Below are 25192 nucleotides of genomic sequence, written 5' to 3' on the forward strand. Positions count from 1 at the left end.
TTCTGAAATTTTGCCAAAATGAAATTCCAAGTAATCTCTTCATACGAACCTACAGGCGATCAGCCACAAGCCATTGAAAAACTTTCAAACGGAATTCTCAATGGCGAAAAATACCAAACTTTATTAGGAGTTACAGGTTCGGGAAAGACATTTACTGTTGCCAATGTAATTCAGAATGTGGAAAAACCTACATTGGTTTTGGCGCACAACAAAACATTAGCAGCACAATTGTATTCAGAATTTAAGCAGTTTTTTCCAAATAACTCGGTGCAATACTTCGTTTCTTACTATGATTATTATCAACCAGAAGCGTTTATTCCTGTAACTGGAACGTATATTGAAAAAGATTTATCTATCAATGAAGAGTTGGAAAAACTTCGTTTAAGCACTACTTCTGCCCTACTTTCTGGTCGTCGCGATATTATTGTAATCTCTTCTGTTTCTTGCCTTTACGGAATTGGAAACCCGGTAGAATTTCAGAAAAATGTGGTTTCGATAGAAAAAAATCAAGTGATATCTCGAACCAAATTATTACATCGATTGGTTCAAAGTTTATATTCAAGAACTGAAGCCGAATTCACTCCAGGAAATTTCAGAATTAAAGGCGATACTGTCGAAATCTTTCCAAGTTATGGCGACGAACCTTTTAGGATTCACTTTTTTGGCGATGAAATCGAAGAAATTGAAGCTTTTGATGCCAGAAGTTCACAAGTTTTAGAAAAATACGAAAAGCTAAATATTTATCCAGCGAATATGTTTGTTACTTCACCTGATGTCTTACAAGCAGCCATTTGGGATATCCAACAAGATTTGGTAAAACAAGTCGATTATTTTAAAGAAATTGGCAAACATTTAGAAGCAAAACGATTGGAAGAACGTACCAATTTCGATTTAGAAATGATTCGCGAACTAGGTTATTGCTCCGGAATTGAAAACTATTCTCGCTATTTAGATAGAAGACTTCCTGGAACTCGTCCTTTCTGTTTGTTAGATTATTTTCCAGACGATTTCTTGATGGTTGTCGATGAAAGTCACGTAACAATTTCGCAAGTTCATGCCATGTATGGTGGCGATAGAAGTCGAAAAGAGAATTTAGTGGAATATGGTTTCCGTCTTCCAGCAGCAATGGACAATCGTCCTTTAAAGTTTGAAGAATTTGAATCCATGCAAAACCAAGTAATTTATGTTTCAGCAACTCCTGCTGATTATGAATTACAAAAATCGGAAGGAATTTATGTAGAGCAAGTCATTCGTCCTACAGGATTATTAGATCCAATTATTGAAGTGCGTCCGAGTTTAAATCAAATTGACGATTTAATTGAAGAAATTCAGCAACGTTGTGAAGTTGACGAACGTGTTTTGGTAACCACTTTAACCAAAAGAATGGCGGAAGAGTTGACCAAATATTTAACAAAAGTTTCCATTCGTTGCCGTTACATTCATTCTGATGTTGATACTTTGGAACGTGTGGAAATCATGCAAGATTTACGTAAAGGTTTGTTTGATGTATTAATTGGAGTAAACTTACTTCGTGAAGGTTTAGATTTACCAGAAGTTTCATTAGTTGCGATTTTGGATGCTGATAAAGAAGGATTTTTAAGAAGTCATCGTTCACTAACACAAACTGTTGGACGTGCCGCTCGAAATGTAAATGGAAAAGCTATTATGTATGGCGATAAAATCACGGCATCGATGCAAAAAACCATTGATGAAACGAATTACCGTCGTGAAAAACAAATGAATTACAATACCCAACATGGAGTTGAACCACAAGCATTGAATAAAAGTTTGGGAAGTGCTTTAGCAGGAAATTCGGTTTCGACACAATACTACGAAAATCAAGTTTTAAAAGCTGCCGAACCTGAAAGTTTGTACTTATCAAAACCCGAAATTGAAAAGAAAATCCGTGAAGCTAAAAAAGCTATGGAAAAAGCAGCCAAAGATTTAGACTTTATGCAAGCTGCTAAATATCGAGATGAGATAAAATCACTACAAGAGAAATTATAAAAAAAACGCAACTTTTTAAGGTTGCGTTTTTCATTCCAATCAACTATTAATTAACTAATTTCAATCAAGCGTTTTGGTTTTGGAAGCGCTTCTTCTCTCTTTGGAAGTGCCACATGCAAAACACCATTTTCATAAGTAGCGTTGATGTTTTCTGTATTTACCGTTTCAGGTAAAGTGAAGGCTCTTCTGAAAGAAGAATAACTGAACTCTTTACGAGTATATTTACCTTCAGTTTCTTCTTTTTCTGTTTTTTCTTCAGATGAAATAGTTAGCACATTGTGATCAATTTCGATATTGAAATCTTCTTTTTTCTTTCCTGGAGCAGCTAATTCTATTCCGAAACTTGTATCGGTTTCTTTGATATTTACTGCAGGAACATTGGTATTAAAATTTTGGATGCCTCCTAACCAATCTGGTTTTAATAATTCATCGATAATTGATGGAAATGGAACGGTGTTTCTTTTAATTAAGTTCATAATTTTTATATTTTAAATTAAACATTTATTAGTTATACTTCCCAAAAAACAAATTATATACCAACGCAAAAAACAAGTCAATTTGACTGATAATAAACACTTTAATATGAAATTATGGCATTTTAAGACAATTTTAACTGACGATTTTTCAGAGAAAAAACAGTAATTATTAACTAGGCTACCATCACAAAACAGCGAATTCTAATAGATGATTAACCCAAGATAAAAACTTACTTTCCTTGTAAGACAAATTTTAGTTTTGTAGATTTGAGTAAAATATGCAATTTAGTTGGAGCAATCAACCCTAAATAAGGTAGATATGTGCTATTGAATCAGACATATACATTAGTTGTGCGTAATTTTACAACAAAACGTAAAAATTAGAAATTTACTAATCATATTTATATTTTTTATAGTCTCTTGTAATAAAGACAAAAATTCAAACCTTAGAATTAAATCTATTACAAAAACTATTAACGATACTCTACTTGAAAAAAAAATATTTGATAAAAATCAAAATTTAATTTTTGAGAAACATAATCAAATCGACTTTGGAATGAAAAATAGTATAATCTATATTTCAGCCTTTGAATATGACAAAAAAAGAAACAGAAAGATTGAATATTCTGCAAATTCAAATATAGGAATTTCAATAAAAGTAGATTCTACAAATATAGCTTCAACTATATTAAAAAACACAATTAATAATTTTGACATAAGCGAAAATTCTTTTTTTAGTGTAAATCCAAAAATTAAAAATAAAAGTCAATTTAGGAATACTTTATATTCAATCAATAATGAAAATGACTTCATTAAATTTTTCAAAGAAACATTTCCGAAAAACAAAAAAAGCTACTTCGTTTATAAGTATTCTGACACTATAAAAACAAATATAAAAACTTATGTAGAAAAGGATTTTGTAATTATTGAAAGTATTAAAACTCATGATGACGATATTATTGAACACACTAAGTTATTTTCAGATAGGAATAATAAAAAAATAAAGAAACTAAAAAAGGAACGAGATAGTTGGTTAGAATATGTATATGACTCAAATGAAAATTTAATTCTTGAGAAAGAAAATGGTCAACACTATAAATATTATTATAAAAACAAATTATTAATAAAAAAAGAAATGTATCACTATGAAATTTTAGCCTTTGTTGAAGAATATTATTATGAAAATGGAATTTTAACTAAAGAAATTAAAATTAGAAAAACTAAGTCAATTTATTTTCAAGAAATACCAGAAAAACAAATAGTAAACTATACATACGAATACTATTAAAAAACTACGCACAACAAGCGTTTGGCAAGATTGCGAATTTTGTAGTAAATACACGTTTATTTCTAGCAAGAAATTTTATCTTTGATAGAAAATAATCGGTTCCGTAGTTCGCAACCTCGCCAAGCGCCGGGACGTTGGTAATAATAATAAAAAAAATGAAGAAATATTTACTTTTACTAATTGGAATTTTATTTTCATCTTGTTACACAACTTATAAAATCATACCAAAAACTCATAGTTATACTGAAAACATTAGCTTTACTATTGACAAAATAGAAGAAGGTGAAAGTATAGCAACTGGAAACGGTTCTTATAACGCCACTAGAGGAAATAAGTTTGTTTTTGTGTACATTACTTTTGTAAACAACTCAGATCAAAAACAAGAATTAAATTTTGACAACTTTAATTTACTAAATCCACGGACCAAAACTAAACATAAAGCAGAATGGGCTATGGTTGTTGGACCAATAAACATGTTTGGTAAAATTGATTCATATATTTCAAAAGGAAATGAAAAAAAAAGAAAGCTTGTTTATGTTTTTCCCGAAGATGATAAAGCCAACATGTTAATGGTAAATGACAAAATAATTGAATTAAAATATGTTAATTAACTATTGCTAACCACAGTTTGCCGCAATTGCAGCGCTTGTTACTGCTGTTTTCCATTTCATGGAAAATAAACTGACGGTATTGGATCTAACTTTCTAAAAAATTCTGCAAATCTGTTTTGGTTAGTTTTCAAACAGCAACTAACGGCAAGATGTATACCTTAAAAATCTGTTTATACCAACTCGCCATTTTTCAGTATTTAATTATGCTGCTCTTGAAAAACTTCAAGTAAATAATCAGGAGAAACCATTCGTGTTGGCGATTGTTCCATAGCTTTCAAAACACGCTTGATAGCAAACGGATTTAATCCCATGTTGATGCCTATTTCGTGTATTTTGATTTGTTCTCTTTCGTGCAAAACGCCATCGCAATGCATCAAAAGTGCCAATCTATAAAATTGCTGAATGCGTTCAAATTCACTTTTGATTATTTCACTTCGGTTTTCTTCATGAAAAAGTTGTTTCAACTCGTCTTTGTTTACGCCAAGTTCTATCGCAATTATCGAAAGAAACATGTATTCTCTTTCGTGCAATTCGCCATCTACAATTGCAAATGCAATCATGTCTGCTAATAAACTTAATTTTTGTTCCTTAGTGTTCATCAAAATGATTATTTTTAGCTAAAATATAATTAATTGTTAAATTCTAAAAATTAATTCGCTTGAAATTCATTTTAACCCTTTTATTTGGAATCTTATTTTGCAGTTCAAATGCGCAAGAAAGCACTGCTAGTAAGCAAGTTTCTTCTTTTTCAATAGAAGCACCACAATTAAATACAACTAAGAAAATTTGGGTGTATTTGCCAAAAGAATACAGCACAAATCCAAAGAAAAAATATCCTGTAATCTACATGCACGATGGTCAAAACCTATTTGATACCAAAACATCCTACGTTGGTGAATGGAATGTTGATGAAACCTTAGACAGCATTTCGGCACAAGTAATCGTTATTGGTATCGAACACGGCAACGAAAAACGAATGGAAGAATTAACACCTTTCAAACACCAAAAGTATGGCGGAGGAAATGCCGATAATTATTTAGACTTTATTGTTCAAACATTAAAACCTTATGTTGACAAAACCTACAGAACCAAAATCAATGCTAATAACACAGCGATTTTCGGAAGTTCACTTGGTGGATTAGTTTCGTTTTATGGTGCATTAAAATATCCTAAAATCTTTGGAAAAGTAGGTTGCTTCTCGCCTTCCTTTTGGTTCAACAGAAAAGAAATTTTCGAACTAATGGAGCAAACTAAAACATTCAAAACCAAAATCTATTTCCTGTGTGGCGACAACGAAGGAGACGAAGATATGGTTCGCGATTTAAACAATATGGAAATCCAAGTCAATACCAAACGTTGTGAATGTAAAATGCTAAACAAAAAAATTATTGTAAAAGACGGACAACACAACGAAAAATTATGGCGTGAAGGTTTCAAAAAAGCGTACCTTTGGCTGTTTTAAAAACTGTATAGTGTAGAATTGTATATTGTATACTGAAATGCTACAATAGACAAGAAAACATTATACAACAATACATTATACATTAAAAAACATGAACAACAACGATATTTTTAAAAAACTACGTGTAGCATTAATGCTTCGTGACGACCAAATAGAAGAAATCTTAAAGCTAGTAGATTTCAGAATGTCTAAAGGTGAAATTGGTAACTTTTTTAGAAGTGAAGACCATCCTAAATTTATGGAATGTGGCGATCAAGTATTGCGTAATTTCCTAAACGGATTGGTAATTCACTTACGTGGAACAAAAGAAAATCCGAAGAATCCTATGGATGTAATTGCAATTCACAAAAAAGAAGCGCAACCAAAAGAATTTAAAAAACCAGAAGGAACTGCTCCGAAAAAAGAGTTTAAACCAGGTGATTTCAAGAAAAAACCAGCTTTAAAACCAAACTTCAAAGACAAAAAGCCTACTAAAAAAATCGAAATTGTAGAGAAAGTACAATACAAAAACGGTAAGACTAAAAAGGATTAAATTATAGATTTGTAACTTATGTAACAAAGTATATAATCTATAAAGCGTACCTTTATCATATAATAATCAACTAATTAACTTATTATGAAAAAAAATATGGGTACAGCAGATAAAATAATCCGATTGATTGTTGCTGCAGTTTTAGCTTTCTTATTCTACAACGGAACAATTACAGGAACTTTAGGAATCGTAGCTGTCGTTGTAGCGGCAGTTTTTGCTCTAACCAGTTTAGTAAGTTTCTGTCCGTTATACACTTTATTAGGAATCAATACTTGTTCGGTTAAGAAATAAATTCCAATCAAAAAACAAAAAAATCCCGAGCATTACCCTCGGGATTTATATTTATTTATAATTGGACTAAAGTCCTTTTCAATTTATTATGAAAGCGCTTTTTGAACTTGGTCAGCTGCTTCTTGAAATTGAACAGCAGATAAAATTGGCATTCCAGAATTATCGATTAATTCTTTAGCAATTTCTGCATTTGTTCCTTGTAACCTTACAATGATTGGCACATTGATTGCGTCACCCATATTTTTGTAAGCATCAACAACTCCTTGAGCAACACGGTCGCAACGAACGATTCCACCAAAGATGTTAATTAAAATAGCTTTCACGTTTGGATCTTTTAAGATAATTCTAAAAGCTAATTCCACACGTTTTGCATCTGCAGTTCCACCAACGTCTAAGAAGTTTGCTGGCTCAAAACCTGCATATTTAATCAAATCCATTGTTGCCATTGCTAATCCAGCACCGTTTACCATACAACCTACAGTTCCGTCAAGGTCAACATAGTTCAATCCAGCTTCTTTAGCTTCAACTTCAATTGGATTTTCTTCTCTAACGTCACGCATTTCAGCATAAACTGGCTGACGGTATAAAGCGTTATCGTCAATATTTACTTTGGCATCAACTGCCATAATTTTATTATCAGATGTTTTTAAAACTGGGTTAATTTCAAACATTGATGAATCAGAACCAATGTAAGCATTGTATAATGAGTCAACAAATTTCACCATTTCTTTAAAAGCATTTCCAGAAAGTCCTAAGTTAAAAGCAACTCTTCTTGCTTGAAAACCTTGTAAACCAACTTGAGGATCAATTTCTTCTGTAAAAATTAAATGTGGTGTGTGTTCTGCTACTTCTTCGATATCCATTCCACCTTCAGTAGAATACATAATCATATTTCTTCCTGTAGCTCTATTCAATAAAATTGACATATAGAATTCAGAAGTTTCACTTTCACCAGGATAATAAACATCTTCAGCAATCAAAACTTTGTGAACCGTTTTTCCTTCTGGTGGAGTTTGTGGAGTGATTAGTTGCATTCCAATGATTTGCTCTGAAATTTCAGTAACTTGTTCTAAGTTTTTAGCCAACTTAACACCGCCACCTTTTCCTCTTCCACCTGCGTGAATTTGAGCTTTGATAACATACCATTGCGTACCTGTTTCAGTAGTCAATTGTTTTGCAGCAGCAACCGCTTCTACAGGATTATTAGCAACAATTCCACGTTGAACGCGTACACCGTATTTTGCTAGAATTTCTTTACCTTGATATTCGTGTATATTCATAAGTATTAGTTTGTCGTTTAAAAAGTTTCACAAAAGTAATTAAATAGAATGAAACCAAAAAGAAATGTATATCAATTTAGTAACTTTATTTTAGAAATAATTAGGAGCGAATGGCTTGGTTTTTTTCGATAATCCATTTTCCTGCTACGGAACTCGCTTTTTTTATACAGTTGCCTTCGAGTACCTCAAGCAACAATATAAAAAAGAGCTTAAACAATTCCAGTATCAGGGCTAGTTTGTTATGGTATTGAAAAAAATTTAATGCAAAAATTACCAAATTCGTAGAAATGTTAAACCAATTTGAATTCCTTATTTGATGAGCTATATTTGCAAAAGTTATGAGTTACAAGTAAAAAATATTTGATAGTAAACTTTTAAACTCATAAACTTTTAAACTTTTAAACTAAAAAAATCATGCAACCAAAAGAGTTACTTGCGCTTGCCGAAGAATTTGGCAGTCCGTTGTACGTTTATGACGCTACAACCATTGAGCATCAGTATAACCGTTTGACAGCTGCATTTTCTAAGGTGGAAAACCTTCGAATTAATTATGCGATGAAAGCTTTGTCAAACATTACGATTTTGAAGTTGCTGAAGAAGTGTGGCTCTGGTTTAGACACTGTTTCTTATCAAGAAGTACAACTTGGTTTACACGCTGGTTTCACTCCAGACAAAATTATATTTACACCCAACGGCGTTTCCTTTGAAGAAATTGAAGAAGTTGCCAAACTTGGTGTTCAAATCAATATTGATAATCTTTCTGTTTTAGAACATTTTGGAGCAAAATACCCAAAAGTTCCAGTTTGTATTCGTATCAATCCACACGTAATGGCTGGTGGAAATGAGAATATTTCTGTTGGTCATATTGATAGTAAATTTGGGATTTCAATTTATCAAATTCCACACGTTTTGCGTATTGTTGAAAATACTAAAATGCACATCAACGGAATTCACATGCACACAGGTTCCGATATTTTAGATATTGAAGTGTTCTTGTATGCTGCCGAAATTCTATTTGACGCGGCAAAACAATTTAAAGAACTTGATTTTCTAGATTTTGGTTCAGGATTCAAAGTTCCTTACAAAAAAGGCGACATCGAAACCAACATCGAAGAACTTGGAAAAAAATTAACAAAACGTTTTCTAGCTTTCGAAAAAGAATATGGAAGAACGTTAACGCTTGCTTTCGAACCCGGAAAATTCCTTGTAAGTGAAGCTGGATTTTTCTTAGCCAAAGTGAATGTAGTAAAACAAACCACCTCAACAGTTTTCGCTGGAATTGACAGTGGTTTCAATCATTTAATTCGTCCAATGTTTTATGGTTCGCAACACATGATTGAAAACATTTCTAATCCAAAAGGAAAAGAACGTTTTTACACCGTTGTAGGTTACATCTGCGAAACCGATACGTTTGCTAACAACAGAAGAATTGCCGAAATAAAAGAAGGTGATGTTTTATGCTTTAAAAATGCTGGAGCTTATTGCTTCTCAATGGCATCGAACTACAACTCACGCTTTAAACCAGCAGAAGTTTTATGGAAAGATGGAAAAGGTCATTTAATTAGTAAAAGAGAAGCTTTTGAAGATTTGATTAAGAATCAAGTTGTGGTTGAAGTTTAAAAGCCACGAATTTCAAAAATTGTCAAAATTTCATATTTGAAAAAATTCCACTAATTAATTTTAGTGGAATTTTTATTTTAATACAATAGACGTTTTTTTAATCATTCTGCGTGATTTGAAATTTAAATTTGTATTTTTGGTTTAGCTTTGTTTTTGGGCACGGATTGCAAATGTGTGCTATCGAGATTAAACCTTATTAAAAGTGAACAGTCTAAACAAATATTTAAATTATATTTTATGAGATTATTTATATTTTTTGCATTGTTATTTTTCTCGTGTAACAAAGACAACAGTACAGAACAAACTTCTCTTGCGGCATCTAGAATAACAAAGACTGTTAGTTATAACAATATTAATGTTGATGTTGTAATAGACAAACCAGCATTAAATGAAGTTGATGCCTTGTTAGTGTTTCACGGAACTGTTCAATATGACTCCAACTTAATGACTGCAGCCAATACAACTCTAGATAAATTCAAAGGTATTTTAGATAGAAATGATATGATGATTGTAAGTGTTGCATATCCTCAAGAAAATGTTTTATTTGGCGATAATATTGTTCAAGGCGAAGCTGCTTTGTTATGGTTGAAAAATAAAGCAAGCCAAGAATTAGGAATAACTGTAAAAAAAATATTCTTAGGCGGACACTCTCAAGGAGGATATATGGTAACAAGACTAAATACAATGCATCAAACAAATGGTGTTATTGCCAATGCGCCAGGTCCATTAAACCTTGTTTATAGATGTCAATTGGAGGAAAATGGACAAATCCAATCGGGTGCTGTTTGTAATAAACTTAAAAATGTTTATGGAACGACAACAAACAATCCTAATGCCTACTTTCAAAGATCATTACTTAATTTCACAAATGGATTCAAGTCTGACATTTTATTTGTACAAGGATTAAATGACTCACCTATTCAAATGTATTCTTGGCCAACTTTTAAACAAGATGTGCTAAGTTGTACAAATTGTCAAAATAGTCAGTTTGTTGAGATTGTTGGTGGTGAACACGCCTCTCTATTTGAAAGTCCAACGGCTAAGACTGAATTTAATAACTTTATTAATAGTCATTAATAATAGACCTTCAACTAACATCGTTTAATGAAATTGCCTAAATCGATATTTATTGAAATTGAGTTCCAAATAACTAATCCATACTGATATAGATAAAAAATTTCAACTAATATTTTTGATGGAATTTTTATTTTTAATGTAAAGGACGTTTTTTAATCATACTGTGTGATTTGAAGTTTAAATTTGTATTTTTGGTTTGACTTTGTTTGTGGGCACGGATTGCAAATCCGCGCTATCGGGATAGAAAATAATTGGTTCCTAATTTCGCAAACTCGCCAAGCACAGAAACGTTAGCGAATATTTTCGAGCTACGAAAAGCAAAAAAATGAAAAAAGTTATTGTAATATTTATTATTGGATTAATTTTAGTTTCGTTCAAAAATGAAAAAAACAACAGAGATAATTTTTCATTAATTGGAACTTATGAATTTAAAACTGAAAACAAAATTGAAAATCACTTCATAGTTATTGACACTTTAAATGGCAAATTAGTTGGAAAATATTACGGAACTGAAAATGGAAGTGGACACGGAATTTTTTTCTATGAAAACGAAATGAAAAACTTGAGCATAATAGAAAATATTATTAGGTTTGAAATTGAGCATCGAAAATTATTTGTAAAAACACGATTCAAAATAGTAAAGCAAAAAAGCAAAAATGAAGAATCAGTAGGACTTTCAAAAACAACACTAAATTATCAAGGTAAAATATTAAAAGATGGTTTTGAATTTAAGTGTGAATCAAAATATGAAGATTGTTGGCAAAAAGAAATGATTTTCACAAAAACAGCTAAATATAAAAACCTTAACTAAAATTAGTAAAAAATTATTTTAATGCAACGGACGCTTTTTAATCATTCCGCCTTTGGTGTCTTTTATGGAATGTTGCACTACGAAGGCTTCTTCGTCAATTTTATCAATTTCTAGTAATAATCTTGTTACTTCTAGACGAGTTACAACGCAAAAAAGGATTTTATTTTCGTTAAAATTCACACCTGTTTTTCCATAACCGCTTTCTGAATTGTAAACTGTTACTCCACGACCTAAATTATCGATTATGGCTTGTTTGACTTCGCTTGCGTTTCTTGAAACTATGGTTACGCCAATGTATTCTTCAATACCATTAATAATGAAATCAACTGTTTTAGATGCTGCAAAATAAGTCAACATCGAATACATTGCGGTTTCAACACTAACTAACAAAGCTGAAAAGGAAAACAAAATCACATTAAAAACCGAAATAAAATCACCAACAGACAAACTCGTTTTTTTACTTACATAGATTGCTAAAACTTCAGTTCCGTCAATGACTGCGCCACCACGAATGGCGAAACCAATTCCGGCACCGAGAAAAAATCCTCCAAAAACAGATATTAATAATTTATCAGTTGTAATAGCTGGCAAAGTGATGAAATGTACCAAAAGTGATAATGCTAAAATAGCTAAAGCACTTTTAACTGCAAATTCCATTGATATTTGCTTAGCTCCAATAATGATGAAAGGTAAATTGATTAAAACAATCAAAATTGACAATTCAATACCTGTTATAATCTCTGATAGTAGAGACAATCCCATAGCACCTCCATCTAGAAAATTATTTGGTAAAAGAAACTCTTTTAGTCCAATGGTAGCCAAAACAACACCAATACTTATCAAGATAAAATCTTTTATATGACGTGTGTAAACTAATTGTGGAACTCTACCGCTTTTTCTAACTAAGGCATCAAATATCAATTTCATACTTTTTCATTTTAGCACAAGTTACTAAATTTTGTATCGAATGAAAAGTGATGTTAGAATTTTTAACAGTACTTTAGTTTTTAGTAAAAAGTTCTGTCAATACTTCACTTTTAGTGCTGTTTGGCATCGTTATTTTTAGCAATTGTGATACCGTTGGAGCAATTTGAGTAATCAATTTCTTATCATGTGAAGCACCTTTTTTGATGTGCCATCCGTAAAAAATGACCGGAACATGAGTATCATAAGAATAAGGTGATCCATGAGTTGTACCAGTAACTCCATATTCCATATAACCTGGTTTGTAAACAAAATACAATTCACCATTTTGTGTTGGATCATAGCCTTTTGAAATAAATCCTAGCAATTCATCATTTGGAGATGAAGCTAAAATTTCTTCTTCTGTATAAACTCGTTTTACATACTCTTTTGTGTATAAAAAATCTTTGAATGATTGCTTTACTTTAGTAAAATCTAATCCTTTAGTTTTTATTAAATCTTTATCAAAAAACACATTAAAACTATCATATTTCAGTATCAAATCTTCCCCAAAAGTAGCTTTAGAAAAGTCTTTTAAATCACTTGAAACGTTTTTATAATTGATATTATTTACTTGGTATTTGTTATCTTTTAAATGAGTGACATTTTCTGCTCCAGCATGATCTGCAGTTAAGAAAACCAAATAATTATTTTTACCAATGGTTTCATCTAAATAGTTTAAGAACTCTGCAATAGTTTGATCTAATCTTAAATAAGTATCTTGAATTTCAATAGAACGCGGACCAAAAGTGTGACCTATGTAATCTGTTGAAGAAAAGCTAATTGCCAAAAAATCTGTTACTTCATCTTTTCCTAATGCTTCTTTTTCGATGGCTCTTTTGGCAAAATCAACAACTAAATTATTTCCATAAGGACTAACTCTTAAAACTCCTGCGTCATTATTATCAAGCATTTCTTTCATATTATATGGAAAGAATGGTGTTTTTTTATACAATTTTCCTTCATACGGATTATCATCTGGAAGACTTTCGTTATAGATTTCTTTCGACTTTAATAAATCCCAACCTTTATTTGCATAAGCGATATAATTCTTCTCTTTATTAAAATCATCAGCCCAAGTTGGAAGTTTTTCACCATAGTAAGAACTCGAAATAAACTCGCCAGTTTTGGTATACCAAAAAGCCCAATCAGCAAAATGTCCAGCAGGAAGAATGGCACCTCTATCTTTTATACTAATTCCAATAACTTTTCCTTTAAAATTTGTAGCCAATTTCAATTCGTCTGTAATTGTAGTGCTTTGCAAATTTCTTGGCGACATTTTTCCTTCGGTTTCTGTACCAGGAACTAATGTTGAAACCGTTGCATCATCTGTACAATACACTTCTTTTTTTAAAGTTCTGTGAAACCATTCGTTACTTACAATTCCGTGCATTGATGGTGTTGTTCCTGTGTAAACAGAAGCATGTCCTGGTGCAGTATAAGTTGGCATATAATTATAATGAGCATTATGAAAAGTATAACCTTTATTCATCAACCGCTTGAAACCATTTTTAGAAAAATCGCTTTCAAAACGATATAAGTATTCCATTTTCATTTGATCGACAACAATTCCGACTACTAATTTTGGACGTTCTTGAGCTTGGATTTTTAATGAAATAAAAGAAAGAAAAACTAAAAGGAATAACTTTTTCATGATAGATAATTTGTGCAAAAGTAAGTAATAGAAAGTGATTGTTTATGAATAAACCATTAAGAAATACTAAAAACTACTAGCTTCTTTTTTTGCTTTTTCAAACTCTTCTACAATATCATTAATAATGGTTTCAACAGGCTTTATATCGTGAATTAATCCAGCAATTTGACCTATTTCTAGTTCTCCTTCAATTAAATCACCTTCAAACATTCCGCGTTTAGCTCTTCGTTTTCCAAGAAGCGTTTCCAAATCTTCTTTGGTTGGACATTTGGCGTACAATTCTTGCAAATCGTTATAAAACTTGTTCTTAATTAAACGAACTGGAGCTAATTCTTTTAAGGTTAATTGTGTTTCACCTTCACCAGTTTCAATAACTGTTTTCTTAAAATTATCGTGTGCAGAACTTTCTGTGGAAGCCACAAAACGACTTCCCATTTGAACTCCGTCTGCACCAAGAACCATTGCTGCTAACATTCCACGACCTGTTGCAATTCCACCAGCAGCAATTAATGGTATAGTAATATTTTCTTTCACCATCGGAATTAAAGTCAACGTAGTTGTTTCTTCTCTTCCATTGTGTCCGCCAGCTTCAAATCCTTCTGCAACTACTGCATCTACACCAGCTTCTTGTGCTTTAAGAGCAAATTTTGAACTACTCACAACATGAACTACTGTAATTCCGTTGGCTTTTAAATGTGATGTCCAAGTTTTTGGGTTTCCTGCTGATGTGAAAACTATTTTTACACCTTCTTCAATAATTATCTGAATGATTTCTTCAATATTGGGATACAACATTGGAACATTTACACCAAAAGGTTTGTCCGTTGCTTTTTTGCATTTTTGAATGTGTTCTCGCAAAACATCTGGATACATTGAACCTGCGCCAATTAATCCTAATCCGCCAGCATTACTCACAGCACTTGCTAATTTGTAACCAGAATTCCATATCATTCCACCTTGAATAATTGGATATTGTATATTGAAAAGTTGTGTAATTCTATTCATTGAATCGAAATTCAGAAATTAATTTTTGATGATTTTTCCTTGAAGTACTTTTTCTGAAGTTGAAATTGTAAAGTAATAAATTCCAGCATTTAAGCTTTCTAATGAAAGATTTTGAATCGGATTATCAATATTTTTTGACAAAACTAATTGCCCTAAATTATTATAAAATCTTACTGATGAACCAAGAACAACATCTGGCGAAACAAAAGTTATATTATCATTTGTAGGATTTGGGAAAAATTGAAATTGCTCAATTTGATTTTCACCAACAGTAAGAAGAGCGTTTTGTAAAGCCAATTGAAAATCTGGAATTCCATAGCCAAATTGCGAGGTAGGATTGGTAAATCTATCTGCAGATTGTTTTACAAAATTTACAACTTGTTGATTAGTAAGATTGGGAACGGCTTGCCAAAAACTTGCAATCATACCTGCCATAACTGGACAAGAAAATGATGTTCCGCTTGCTGTTACTATATCACCATTTGTATTAGAAAGCGTTGTTGCTTGACCTTTAGCCATAACATCGGGTTTTACTCTTCCGTCAAAAGATGGTCCAATAGAGCTAAAAGTAGCATAAGTTTCGTCAAACCTTACTGCACCAACTGCAAGTACATTTGTAGCTTCAGCTGGAACTCCTATATGTGGATTGGCTGAACTACCAGAATTACCAGCACTTGCTAGCACAACCATTCCTTTAGAAAAAGCAATATTAGCACCTTTAGAAGCAAAAGCAATATTTCCAGTCATTTGAGAGTACGTATGACTGTAATTAGGATTATCGTATCCAAAATATCCTAGTGAACTTGTTATAATATCGGCTCCTAACCTATCTGCTTCTTCTGCAGCTTCCACCCAATAACTTTCTTCAACTGGATTTTCTTCAGAAACATCTTCTGTTACAAATAAATAATATTGAGCATCTGGAGCTGTTCCTACCAGTTGACCATCTGTAAATCCACCCATACATGAGAGCACTAATGTACCATGATTGTGTAAAGAGTAAACATTTGTATTTTGACTAACATAATTATATCCGCCAAGTATTAAATTATTGTTGAATAGTCTTTGAAAAGGTTGCGCCGTATTCACATTTAAAAAACCAGAATCTAAAACTGCAATTATTTTACCAGTTCCAGTATAATTTGCTTGATGCAACAAATGTCCGTTAAGCATTTCTATTTGATTGGCTGAATTTCCATAAGCAAAAGTTGTTTGCACATTCATTTGCTTATTGACTGGTTTGTTCTTTTTTGGGGTTGCAGTTCTTGCGTTGAGAGAATTATCTGCAAAAACTATCTGACTTACAAAAGGAAGACTTTCTAAAGCGTTAATATCGGTTTCTGTTCCTCTCACATGAACACAATTTAGCCATTTTGATTTAGCTTTTACAGTAATTCCTGTAGCTGCATCAACTTGATCTATGTATGTTTGTGCAACTGGAACATCGTTTACATTTAATGCTATTCCTTGAGCCGCTCTTCTATCTAATGCTCTTTGGGTTAACATCGTTAACGGATTATTCAAATAAGTTTGTGCATTTGGTTTATCATTAAAATAAACCCATGCATCTTCTTGGGAAAAAGAGGCAAATGACACAAAAAAAGCAATTAATAGTAGGATTTTCTTCATAGCTTTTATTTTTTGAAAGTACTAAATTACGAAATTACTCCCGAACCAACTAATTCATCTTCAATATTCCATGCAACAAATTGTCCTTCTGTGATTGCCGATTGTGGTTGGTCGAAGTAAACATAAAGTCCGCTTTTAAATTGATATAAGGTTGCTTGTTGCAATTCTTGTCTATAACGAATACGAGCCATTACTTTCATTGACTCGCCATTTTTAAGTTTTAAATCTTCTCGTATCCAATGAATTTGAGATGAATTTACTTTCAAAGCTTTCTTAAACAAACCAGGATGATTGTGTCCTTGTCCAGTATAAATCGCATTAGATTTTACATCTGTAGCTATAATAAACAAAGCTTCTTTTGTACCACCAACATTTAATCCTTTTCGTTGACCGATTGTGAAATAATGTGCACCTTGATGTTTTCCAACAACTTTTCCGCTTTCTGAATTATATTTAATTGATGTTGATTCAAAAATTAGTTCTTCTTCTAAAGAATTAAAAGTAGGTTTTGAAGTGTTGTAAATTTTGCTATCTGCTGGAATTTCATAAATCAAACCTTCTTTTGGTTGTAATTGTTGTTGCAAAAATTCTGGTAAACGCACTTTTCCTATAAAGCAAAGTCCTTGAGAATCTTTCTTTTCTGCAGTAACCAAATCCAATTGCATAGCTATTTCTCTAACTTGAGGCTTAGTTAATTCACCAATTGGAAATAAAGATTTAGCTAATTGTTCTTGAGATAATTGACAAAGAAAATAAGATTGGTCTTTGTTATCATCTTTACCTGAAAGTAATTGATAAACAGGTTTACCATCGACTTCAATTTCTCCTTTTCTGCAATAATGACCTGTTGCCACAAAATCGGCACCAAGTGTTAGCGCAATTTTCATGAAAACATCAAATTTTATCTCACGATTACAAAGAACATCTGGATTTGGAGTTCGTCCGTTTTCATATTCTTTGAACATGTAATCGACAATCTTTTCTTTGTATTGTTCGCTTAAATCTACTGTTTGAAATGGAATTCCGAGTTTTTCGGCAACTAAAAGTGCATCGTTACTGTCTTCCAACCATGGACATTCGTTAGATATCGTAACAGAATCATCGTGCCAATTTTTCATAAAAAGACCGATTACTTCATAGCCTTGCTCCTTTAAAAGATAAGCAGCTACACTTGAATCTACACCACCAGAAAGTCCAACAACTACACGTTTCATTTAATTGATTTAATTTTAATGCAAATTTACATTAATAAAAACAAAAAAAGTATATGCTTTAATTGTTAAAACATATACTTTGGTAAATATTATTTATTATTAAATTATCTATCTTCCTCTCGAGTCATTGGTTTTTTGACAAACTTTCTAACCTTCTGTTTGCTCATATTTTCCTTTACTCTTTTTCCATTTTTGAAAAACTCCCAAATACCTTCTTTTTTTCCATTGACAAAATTTCCTTTTGCCATAACAACATTATCAGAACTTCTAAAGACCGAAGGACCATCGAATTCGCCATTTTTATAGTTACTTTCTTCAATGATGATTCCGGTTTCTGTATATTTTTTGTAGGCTCCATTTTTAACACCAGCAGTATAATTGCATTCTTCAGCAATTTTACCACTTACATAAAACACTTTTCTTAAGCCATCTAACTTTCCGTTTTTGTAAAATTCTTGAGTCATAAGTTGAGGCGAATCTTCATGATAATATTTCCACTCGCCTTCATATTTTTTATTTACTACTTTACCTTCACTAACTTTGTTTCCTTTTTGGTTGTAGAAAATAGTGTAGCAAGAATTATCTTTTACATTAAACTCTCTTGTGGCTATTACGGTTCCATCTTTTGTATCATCATAAAATTTGAATATTCCTGTTTCTTTTCCATGATTGAATGTTCCTTCATATCTGGGACGTTTAGATTCTTCGTAAATACCTTTCCATGTTCCATGCTTTTTACCTTTTTCATCTAACTTATTGATATCTTGAGCAAAAATTGAAACAGTAAAAAATAAAGCTAACAATATGTATTTCATATATTTTATTATTTATTGACTATATAACTAATTTATTATTGAATTATTATAGCAAATGTAATTCCAAAATAGCTTAGTGCAAAAATATTATTTGTAAATTAAATTATTTGCATACTTTTGTTGTTGATTATTAGTATGTAAGAAAACAACATTAAATAAATTATGAAACAACTATCTATTCTAAAAAGTTCAATTTTAATCGTATTTTTTTTATCCATTTCAACTTTTTTTGTAAGTTGTAGTCAAGAAGATGATATTAATGCAAAAAAATTAAGTATTTCTGGTTTTGTTCAATCAAAGTCAAATTTAACTTCACTAGGTGTGGCATTAGAAAGAACTAATTTACTTGCAACTTTAAATGGCGATACAAAATATACTCTTTTTGCTCCAACCAATGAAGCTTTTGATGCGTTTTTATTAGCCAATGGTTTTGCAAACATTAATGCTGTTCCTACAACAACTTTAAGAGAAATTCTTTTAAATCATGTGGTAACTCAAGTAAAAACTGCAAATGATTTGCCATTCACTGGATATGTAAAAACATTAGCTGTAGGAAATGTATCTGACAACAACTTGAGTTTATTTGTAAACAAAACTAATGGTGTTGTTTTAAATGGTATCTCTGAAGTTACTGCAGCAAATAACTATGTAAGTAATGGAATTGTTCACGTTGTTGATGCTGTAATTGGATTACCTACAATTGTCACCCATATTAATGCAAATCCAAATTTTAACACATTATCAAGTTTATTAACTACAACTGGTCAACCGGATTATATTACTACATTATCTGGTTCTGGAGCATTTACTTTATTTGCGCCATATAATACTGCATTGGTAGCTTTAAACAATGAATTACCTGGTGGAGTTGCTGCATTAACCTCTGCACAATTAACAACAGTATTAAATTATCATGTCGTAACTGGTAATAAATTGGCTTCCGATTTATCTGAAGGAGAAATTTTAACAACACAAGCAACACCTCAATTTGTTAAAGTTTTATTGAGTACTGGTCCTAAATTAAAAGATTCTAATAACCGAAATTGTAGCATCATCATCACTGATATTCAATGTACCAATGGAGTAATACATGTATTAAGTCAAGCATTACGTCCAACCTTATAATATAAATTAACTATATATTTAAAGCTGTCAAATAATTTGACAGCTTTTTTTTTGTTAAAATAATATTTTATAAGAAAAATACTATAAACAAATCAATGAATCTATGTATTTTGTTTAACTTTTATATAATTAAAATAAACAAATACCTCGAACATTTACAAAAAAAACACACAACTTATTGACTTTAAAGGTTAAACAAAAAAGTTAAACATATTAAAAATTTTAATTTTTTGTTTAATCATTTTGTTACTTAGCTAAACAAAATAACTTTAAATAAAAAATCATTATGAAAACAAACAAAACCAAATTAATCGCAATCTTTGCCTTTTTAGTATTAATGCTAACTTCTTGTAGCGATGATGACAATCCTCAGCCAACAGTTGACAATACAATTACAGGTATTGCTTCAAAAGCAAGTGATTTAACATTATTAGTAAAAGCACTTAAAAAAGCAGATTTAGCTGCTACTTTACAAGGTGCTGGACCTTTCACCGTTTTTGCCCCAACAGATCAAGCATTTATTAATGCAGGATTAACTGCAACTGTTATTGATAATTATCCTACAGCTGACATTCCTGCACTTAGACAAATTTTATTAAATCATGTTGTGAACGGTTCGGTTCAGTCTACTGGATTAACGAATAATTCTTACATCAAAACTTTAGCAAAAGGAACTGCATCAACAACAAACACATTAAGTATGTATGTTAATACTACATCTGGTGTGAGATTGAATGGCATGTCATCAGTAATCACAACAACAGCTGGTTCAACATTCAATATCATTGCAACAAATGGTGTAATTCACAAAGTTGATGCTGTTATCACTCTTCCAACTATTATTACACATGCAGCTGCAAATCCAGCATTTTCAACTCTGGTAACCGTTGTTACAAGTACAGCAACAAATGGAAATGGATTTGGAGATCAAACAGCAGTTGCTGCTGCTTTATCAAATACTACAACTAAAACCGTTTTTGCTCCAACAAATGCTGCCTTTACTGCAGCTACTACTGGTTCTGGATTTGCAGTAGGTGCAACTCCAGCACAAGTATCTAAAGTATTACAATATCATGTAACAACAGCAGGAAATGTATTAGCAGGTAGTCTAACTAATGGTCAAGTGGTTCCAACTATTACAAGTCCAGTTCAAAATCTTACTATCGATTTGACAGCTGGTGCTAAAATTTCGGATACTACTCCAGTAAAAGCGAATATCATTGTAACGGATGTTCAATGCTCAAATGGTGTAATACATGCGGTTGACAAAGTATTACAACCTACATTATAATTTATCCTATTTATAAAAACAAAAAACCCAATCAAAATTGATTGGGTTTTTTTATATTATTTCTTATTTAATTTCTTTTGTTCTTCTGCTTGTTCCATCATTTCTCTCATCTTTCTTTGGAACTTACTTTCAGTTTTTGGTTTAGTTTTATTCTCTTGAATTTGTGCATGAATCTTATCACTATCAATAAAATATTTCTTGATAACTAACATAATTCCGATAGTAATTAAGTTAGAAATAAAGTTATATAAACTCAATCCTGAACCGTAGCTGTTGAAGAAAATCAACATCATGATTGGTGAAAGATAAATCATTACTTTCATGATTTTACCCATGTCTGGCATACCTTCTTGTTGTGGTTGTGCCATAGCTTGATCGCCTGAAGTCATTTTCATATAGAAGAAAATAGCTATTGCAGCCAAAATTGGAAACAAACTCACGTGATCACCATATAATGGAATGTTGAATGGTAATTTGAAAATTTGGTCAAATGATGATAAATCTTCTGCCCAAAGGAATCCTTTTTGTCTTAACTCAATTGCAGATGGGAAAAACTGGAATGAAGCATACATAAACGGCAACTGAATCAATGCTGGTATACAACCAGCCATCGGATTTACTCCAGCTTTGTTGTACAATTTCATTGTTTCTTGTTGTTTCTTCATTGGATCTTTTGCAAATTTCTCGTTAAGCTCTGTAATTTCTGGACGCAATACTTTCATCTTTGCTTGTGACAAAAACGACTTGAAAGTAATTGGCGACATTGCAATCTTGATAATGATTGTAAATACAATAATGGCAATTCCTAATCCCATGAATGAACTCAAGAATCCGAAAAGTGGAATGAAAATTAGTTTGTTTATCCATCCAAAAATTCCCCAACCTAATGGAACGATGTCTTCGATATTTTTATCGTATTTATTCAACAACTTATAATCCGTTGGACCATAATACCAATTCATTTTATAATCTAACTCACCATTTTTGAATGCTAATGGTAAAGTAGTTTTAAATTGTTTTGTGAAAACAGTATCGATTTTATCATCATTAACTAAATCTGTTGAGCTAACTTTTACATTCTCGATTGGAGTTTGCGATAATAAAATTGAACTAAAAAAGTGTTGTTTGTAAGCGATAAAAGTTGCTTTTTCTAAGGTTTCATCTTCTTGTTTTCCTAAACCTGCATAATCTACTTTTCCGTCGTTTTCAAAATAGATTTCAGCATAACGGTTTTCGTAAGAAACACTTTTCTCGTTTCTGTAGGTTTTCAAATCCCATTGCAAATCGGCTGCTTTTGAAGTATTTAAAACTTTACTTAATCCTTGAGAACGAACGTCAAAATCTAACATATAATCGTTAGCTTTCAACACATATTTGTATTCTAAAAACTCGTTTGCTCCTGATTTTAACTTCATGGAAAGAATTTGATCGTTTCCATTTTTAGTTAAAGTTGGTTCGAAGAATAAATCTTTAGTGTTTAAAACTCTATTGTCTTTGGTTTGAAGTTCAAGATTGAAATTAGCGTTATTATTTTTAATTAATTCAACTAATTGTCCTGAATTCTTTTCGAATTTCTTGTAGTTTTTTAGAACTGCTTCAGCAATATATCCACCTTTATTAGCGATTTTTAAAGTCACCAATTCGTTTTCAATTGTCGTAAAACTTTCTTTTGCTGATGGCAATGTCGCCGAATAAGCAAAACTTCCTAAAGCTCCACTAAGTTTTTGAAGTTTTACCGTATCACTTACTGTAGTATCTACAACCGTTTGTAAAACTTGTTTTGTAGCAACTTCCTTAGCTTTTTTGGCTTTATCAATTTTTTCTTGCTTGATTTTTTGGGCTTGTTCTTCTTGTGCAGTCTTTTGACCATTGTACATCATCCACATTATAATCCCGAAGATTAAGGCGAAACCAATAATCGAATTTTTGTCAAACTTCTTTTCTTCCATTACTCTTTATAATTTATACATCAGTCGCTTTTTTGACTGTTTTGTTTCCAATTTTCAAATTATTCTGAAAATTATTTTTTATTCTTTACCATTGCGGCCACAAAGCTAACAAAAATTGGCTGTGGATTGGCAACAGTACTTTTATACTCTGGATGATATTGCACACCGATAAAAAACGGATGATTTTTAATCTCTACAATTTCAACTAAACCTGTGTCTGGGTTGATTCCGGAGCTTATTAAACCTGCACTTTCTAGTTCGGCAGCATACTTGTTATTGTATTCATAACGGTGACGATGACGTTCTGAAATTTGTGTTTTACCATAAATTTGATGTGCCAAAGTTCCTTCTTTCAAATCACATTTCCATGAACCTAAACGCATTGTTCCTCCTTTGTCGGTGATGGTTTTTTGTTCTTCCATCAAGTCGATAACTGGATTGGTTGTGTTTGGATTCATTTCAGTTGAATTGGCATCGGTTAATCCTAAAATAGTTCTAGAATATTCGATAACAGCCATTTGCATTCCAAGACAGATTCCGAAAAATGGCAAATTATTTTCACGTGCGTAACGAACGGTTTCTATTTTACCTTCGATTCCTCTTTCACCAAAACCTGGAGCTACAAGAATTCCGTCGATTCCTTTTAATTTTTCTGCAACATTCTCTTTATCAATATATTCTGAATGTATGCTAATGATGTTTACTTTAGTTTCATTAGATGCACCTGCGTGAATAAATGCTTCTAAAATCGATTTGTATGAATCTTGCAATTCTACATATTTTCCAATTAAACCAACATTTATGGTATGTTTTGGATTTTTTAATCGGTGTAAAAAAGTGTTCCAGTTTTCTAAATCTGGCGTGTTTTTTTGAGGTAAATCTAATTTTTTTAGAGCCACAACATCCAAACCTTCTTCTAGCATCAACAAAGGAACTTCATAGATTGTTGAAGCGTCGATGGATTGAATAACTGCTTCGCGTTTTACATTGCAAAACAAAGCTAATTTTTGACGAATTTCATCTGACAATTCATGTTCGGTTCTACAAACTAAAATGTCAGCTTTGATTCCGCTTTCCATCAATGTTTTTACTGAGTGCTGTGTCGGTTTGGTTTTCAATTCACCTGCTGCAGCCAAATAAGGAACTAACGTTAAATGAATTACAATTCCGTTACTTTCACCTAATTCCCATACCAATTGACGAACCGATTCGATGTAAGGAAGTGATTCAATATCACCAACTGTTCCACCTATTTCGGTAATTACAATATCAAAATCGCCTGAATTACCTAGCAATTGCATGCGTTCTTTAATCTCGTTGGTAATATGAGGAACAACTTGAACTGTTTTTCCAAGAAACTCACCACGACGTTCTTTTTCAATAACCGAAAGATAAACTCTTCCTGTAGTTACATTGTTTGCCTGTGATGTTGGAACGTTTAAAAATCTTTCGTAGTGACCTAAATCTAAATCTGTTTCAGCTCCATCATCTGTAACATAACATTCGCCATGTTCATAAGGATTCATAGTTCCTGGATCGACATTTAGATAAGGATCAAATTTTTGAATGGTTGTTCGGTAACCTCGTGCTTGTAATAATTTTGCCAAAGATGCTGCGATAATTCCTTTACCCAAGGAAGAAGTCACACCGCCAGTAACAAAAATGTATTTCGTTTGATTCATTTTATTGTTTGTTGTAGTTGTGTTGTTGTAAAAAACGATGCAAAAATAAGAATTTAAAATGGATTATTAGACTTTTAGATTATTGGATTGTTAGAAAAAAATCCTAAAATCTAGTAATCAAATAATCTAACGATCTGTCTTCGGATATTGCTTTTTAATATTGCGAATTAGCTCTTCTAAACCGTTTAACTTGAGTTCATAAACGAGTTTGAGTTGTTCGCCAAGCTGCCCATTAGGAAGACGATTGTTGTGAATCCAAACTAAATAATACTCAGGTAAGTCAATAAGATATTTGCCTTCGTATTTGCCGAAAGGCATTTTGGTGTGAGCTAATTTGATTAGGGATTTTTGTTGGTCGTCCATTTATTTAGAAAATAGATTAAAGAGAATAGAATATAGACTTTTTTAGA

The 25192-nt window shown here is 31.8% G+C and carries 23 protein-coding genes; 11 read left to right on the forward strand and 12 right to left on the reverse strand.

Annotation, left to right across the window (positions count from 1 at the left end):
- The first annotated feature begins 18 nt into the window (after positions 1 to 18).
- Positions 19 to 2007, forward strand: coding sequence for an excinuclease ABC subunit UvrB (uvrB, locus tag ABD766_RS13815; RefSeq protein WP_344817227.1), 1989 nt, complete (start codon positions 19 to 21; stop codon positions 2005 to 2007).
- 50 nt (positions 2008 to 2057) lie between these two features.
- On the opposite strand, the gene ABD766_RS13820 is transcribed toward uvrB, so the two are convergent.
- Positions 2058 to 2483, reverse strand: a complete 426-nt coding sequence (locus ABD766_RS13820) for an Hsp20/alpha crystallin family protein (RefSeq protein ID WP_344817228.1) — start codon at positions 2481 to 2483, stop codon at positions 2058 to 2060.
- 556 nt (positions 2484 to 3039) lie between these two features.
- Here ABD766_RS13820 and ABD766_RS13825 point away from each other — a divergent pair.
- The gene (locus tag ABD766_RS13825) at positions 3040 to 3771 is read left to right on the forward strand and encodes a hypothetical protein (protein WP_344817229.1); all 732 of its coding nucleotides are present in this window, start codon (positions 3040 to 3042) and stop codon (positions 3769 to 3771) included.
- Between the two features lie 155 nt (positions 3772 to 3926).
- The gene (locus tag ABD766_RS13830; protein WP_344817230.1) at positions 3927 to 4382 is read left to right on the forward strand and encodes a DUF4352 domain-containing protein; all 456 of its coding nucleotides are present in this window, start codon (positions 3927 to 3929) and stop codon (positions 4380 to 4382) included.
- Positions 4383 to 4579: 197 nt separating this feature from the next.
- Here ABD766_RS13830 and ABD766_RS13835 read toward each other — a convergent pair whose 3' ends face one another.
- Positions 4580 to 4981 carry a tellurite resistance TerB family protein gene (locus tag ABD766_RS13835; RefSeq protein WP_298307164.1) on the reverse strand — a complete coding sequence of 134 codons (402 nt, stop codon included), beginning with the start codon at positions 4979 to 4981 and terminating at the stop codon, positions 4580 to 4582.
- 59 nt (positions 4982 to 5040) lie between these two features.
- On the opposite strand from ABD766_RS13835, the gene ABD766_RS13840 reads away from it, so the two are divergent.
- The 3 genes from ABD766_RS13840 (at position 5041) to ABD766_RS13850 (ending at position 6667) form a co-directional block, all read left to right on the forward strand.
- The gene (locus ABD766_RS13840) at positions 5041 to 5844 is read left to right on the forward strand and encodes an alpha/beta hydrolase (protein WP_344817231.1); all 804 of its coding nucleotides are present in this window, start codon (positions 5041 to 5043) and stop codon (positions 5842 to 5844) included.
- A 91-nt stretch (positions 5845 to 5935) separates the two neighbouring features.
- The gene (locus ABD766_RS13845) at positions 5936 to 6376 is read left to right on the forward strand and encodes a DUF1456 family protein (RefSeq protein WP_344817232.1); all 441 of its coding nucleotides are present in this window, start codon (positions 5936 to 5938) and stop codon (positions 6374 to 6376) included.
- Between the two features lie 84 nt (positions 6377 to 6460).
- Positions 6461 to 6667 (forward strand): YgaP family membrane protein, encoded by a 207-nt coding sequence (locus tag ABD766_RS13850; protein ID WP_344817233.1) that lies wholly within the window; start codon positions 6461 to 6463, stop codon positions 6665 to 6667.
- 86 nt (positions 6668 to 6753) lie between these two features.
- On the opposite strand, the gene sucC is transcribed toward ABD766_RS13850, so the two are convergent.
- A complete protein-coding gene (gene sucC, locus ABD766_RS13855) occupies positions 6754 to 7947 on the reverse strand; it encodes an ADP-forming succinate--CoA ligase subunit beta (RefSeq protein WP_344817234.1) in 1194 nt (397 codons plus the stop codon).
- 414 nt (positions 7948 to 8361) lie between these two features.
- Between sucC and lysA the strand changes: the two genes are divergently transcribed.
- From lysA to ABD766_RS13870, 3 genes are all read left to right on the forward strand, one after another.
- Positions 8362 to 9567 (forward strand): diaminopimelate decarboxylase, encoded by a 1206-nt coding sequence (gene lysA, locus ABD766_RS13860; protein ID WP_344817235.1) that lies wholly within the window; start codon positions 8362 to 8364, stop codon positions 9565 to 9567.
- A 237-nt stretch (positions 9568 to 9804) separates the two neighbouring features.
- Complete coding sequence (locus ABD766_RS13865; RefSeq protein WP_344817236.1) at positions 9805 to 10644, forward strand: alpha/beta hydrolase family protein; 840 nt, start codon at positions 9805 to 9807, stop codon at positions 10642 to 10644.
- 325 nt (positions 10645 to 10969) lie between these two features.
- On the forward strand, positions 10970 to 11455 hold the full coding sequence (locus ABD766_RS13870) for a hypothetical protein (protein WP_344817237.1): 486 nt from the start codon (positions 10970 to 10972) through the stop codon (positions 11453 to 11455).
- Positions 11456 to 11473: 18 nt separating this feature from the next.
- On the opposite strand, the gene ABD766_RS13875 is transcribed toward ABD766_RS13870, so the two are convergent.
- From ABD766_RS13875 to ABD766_RS13900, 6 genes are all read right to left on the reverse strand, one after another.
- Positions 11474 to 12382: a YitT family protein gene (locus ABD766_RS13875; protein ID WP_344817238.1), complete on the reverse strand. Its 909-nt coding sequence runs from the start codon at positions 12380 to 12382 to the stop codon at positions 11474 to 11476.
- A 73-nt stretch (positions 12383 to 12455) separates the two neighbouring features.
- Complete coding sequence (pafA, locus tag ABD766_RS13880) at positions 12456 to 14072, reverse strand: alkaline phosphatase PafA (RefSeq protein ID WP_344817239.1); 1617 nt, start codon at positions 14070 to 14072, stop codon at positions 12456 to 12458.
- 66 nt (positions 14073 to 14138) lie between these two features.
- On the reverse strand, positions 14139 to 15077 hold the full coding sequence (locus ABD766_RS13885; protein WP_344817240.1) for an NAD(P)H-dependent flavin oxidoreductase: 939 nt from the start codon (positions 15075 to 15077) through the stop codon (positions 14139 to 14141).
- A gap of 18 nt (positions 15078 to 15095) precedes the next feature.
- Entirely contained in the window at positions 15096 to 16706 is a 1611-nt protein-coding gene (locus tag ABD766_RS13890; RefSeq protein WP_344817241.1) for a S8 family serine peptidase, read from the reverse strand.
- A gap of 26 nt (positions 16707 to 16732) precedes the next feature.
- A complete protein-coding gene (gene mnmA / locus ABD766_RS13895; RefSeq protein WP_344817242.1) occupies positions 16733 to 17920 on the reverse strand; it encodes a tRNA 2-thiouridine(34) synthase MnmA in 1188 nt (395 codons plus the stop codon).
- A 104-nt stretch (positions 17921 to 18024) separates the two neighbouring features.
- Positions 18025 to 18735, reverse strand: coding sequence for a toxin-antitoxin system YwqK family antitoxin (locus ABD766_RS13900; protein ID WP_344817243.1), 711 nt, complete (start codon positions 18733 to 18735; stop codon positions 18025 to 18027).
- Between the two features lie 162 nt (positions 18736 to 18897).
- On the opposite strand from ABD766_RS13900, the gene ABD766_RS13905 reads away from it, so the two are divergent.
- Together ABD766_RS13905 and ABD766_RS13910 are read left to right on the forward strand one after the other, a co-directional pair.
- Positions 18898 to 19860, forward strand: coding sequence for a fasciclin domain-containing protein (locus tag ABD766_RS13905; protein WP_344817244.1), 963 nt, complete (start codon positions 18898 to 18900; stop codon positions 19858 to 19860).
- 286 nt (positions 19861 to 20146) lie between these two features.
- Positions 20147 to 21151, forward strand: a complete 1005-nt coding sequence (locus ABD766_RS13910; protein WP_344817245.1) for a fasciclin domain-containing protein — start codon at positions 20147 to 20149, stop codon at positions 21149 to 21151.
- A 56-nt stretch (positions 21152 to 21207) separates the two neighbouring features.
- Here the strand turns inward: ABD766_RS13910 and yidC are convergent, their stop codons facing one another.
- The 3 genes from yidC to ABD766_RS13925 all read right to left on the reverse strand — a co-directional run bounded on the left by yidC (position 21208) and on the right by ABD766_RS13925 (position 25145).
- On the reverse strand, positions 21208 to 23100 hold the full coding sequence (gene yidC / locus ABD766_RS13915) for a membrane protein insertase YidC (protein ID WP_344817246.1): 1893 nt from the start codon (positions 23098 to 23100) through the stop codon (positions 21208 to 21210).
- A gap of 71 nt (positions 23101 to 23171) precedes the next feature.
- Positions 23172 to 24782, reverse strand: coding sequence for a CTP synthase (gene pyrG, locus ABD766_RS13920; protein ID WP_344817247.1), 1611 nt, complete (start codon positions 24780 to 24782; stop codon positions 23172 to 23174).
- A gap of 126 nt (positions 24783 to 24908) precedes the next feature.
- Positions 24909 to 25145 (reverse strand): DUF3820 family protein, encoded by a 237-nt coding sequence (locus tag ABD766_RS13925; RefSeq protein WP_344817248.1) that lies wholly within the window; start codon positions 25143 to 25145, stop codon positions 24909 to 24911.
- Positions 25146 to 25192: the final 47 nt, after the last annotated feature.

The sequence above is a fragment of the Flavobacterium cheonanense genome (genome assembly GCF_039539185.1).
GTDB lineage: Bacteria > Bacteroidota > Bacteroidia > Flavobacteriales > Flavobacteriaceae > Flavobacterium > Flavobacterium cheonanense.